We start from the raw sequence: 1,290 nt of genomic DNA on the forward strand, positions 1-1,290 counted from the left end.
CTTTGCAACAGTGCCGATAATTCTCACTGCAGGAAGGAAAATGGCTAAGCCCGCGTTTATCATCACCATTGATACCGAAGGCGATAACCTTTGGCAAAACCATGACCGTATCACAACGGGAAACACCCTTTTTTTGCCTCGATTCCAGCAGCTTTGCGAGAAGTATTCCTTTAAACCCACATGGCTGACCAATTATGAAATGGCGGTTGATCCCGCCTATGTCGAATTCGCGCGCGATGTAATTGCCCGCAACAGTGGTGAAATCGGGATGCATCTGCATGCATGGAACAGCCCTCCGCTACACGACCTTACCGGAGATGACTGGCGGCACAAGCCCTATCTGATTGAGTATCCTGCAAAGATTATCAAAGAAAAGGTCAGTTATATGACTCGGCGGCTTGAGGATACTTTGCAGGTCAAGATGCGCAGTCATCGCGCCGGCCGCTGGGCATTCAATGAGTATTATGCTCAGCTGCTAATTGAGCTTGGTTATCAGGTTGACTGCTCTGTTACTCCGCGCGTGAACTGGGCATTTTCTCCGGGGGACCCAAAAGGTCAAGGTGGGACTGACTATCAGTCTTTCCCCGACTGCGCCTATTTTATCGACGAACATGACATATCAAAAGAAGGGCAGTCGCCCTTGCTGGAAGTGCCGATGAGCATCCGCTATAAGCACTCATCGCTGATGAACACCTTCAAACAAGGCTACGATCACCTGCGTGGAAAGCAGCGTAGCCATTCGGTGCACTGGTTACGACCAGTGGGCGGTAACGTGATGCAGATGATTGCTGTTGCAGAGAAAACGCTGGCTGACAGCAGCGATTATGTTGAGTTTATGCTGCATTCATCCGAGTTTATGCCGGGCGGTAGTCCGACGTTTAAGACGGAATCAGATATTGCAGTTCTTTATAACGATCTGGAACAGTTATTCGCCTATCTACATAGCCGTACAAAGGGTATGACCTTGAATGAATATTATCAGCATACACTGAGTAAGAGTAATGAAGATAAATAAAGTAAAGTAGAACAACCGGTTACTGATGGTTTACACCTTCTTTTTCGGTCATTTAAAGAAAAATAAAACTCTTGATGGTTAGGAGATTAAATCACCTCTTCTGCGAGCGCCCAACCATGAATGTCAGAACGAACTATCCCTTTGATGCGACGCTCGTGCGTAGGTTTAAGTATGAAAATGCAGTTTTTGTCGTGTTTTTAACCGGAAAGCCATTTTTTAGGCACACTGATCCGGCTCAGGCATCCGCAGCCATCGCTTTTTCTCCATTCCACGCC

At 47.2% G+C, this 1,290-nt stretch carries 1 protein-coding gene; it reads left to right on the plus strand.

The features are described from left to right. The first annotated feature begins 40 nt into the window (after window positions 1-40). Complete coding sequence (locus tag BBW68_RS04685) at window positions 41-1,015, plus strand: polysaccharide deacetylase family protein (protein WP_070134222.1); 975 nt, start codon at window positions 41-43, stop codon at window positions 1,013-1,015. Window positions 1,016-1,290: the final 275 nt, after the last annotated feature.

This window comes from Candidatus Erwinia dacicola, from assembly GCF_001756855.1.
GTDB lineage: Bacteria > Pseudomonadota > Gammaproteobacteria > Enterobacterales > Enterobacteriaceae > Erwinia > Erwinia dacicola.

Bases quoted from the DNA above. Each gene is read 5' to 3' on its own strand.
- BBW68_RS04685 (WP_070134222.1), top strand. From the start codon at position 41: ATGGCTAAGCCCGCGTTTATCATCACCATTGATACCGAAGGCGATAAC.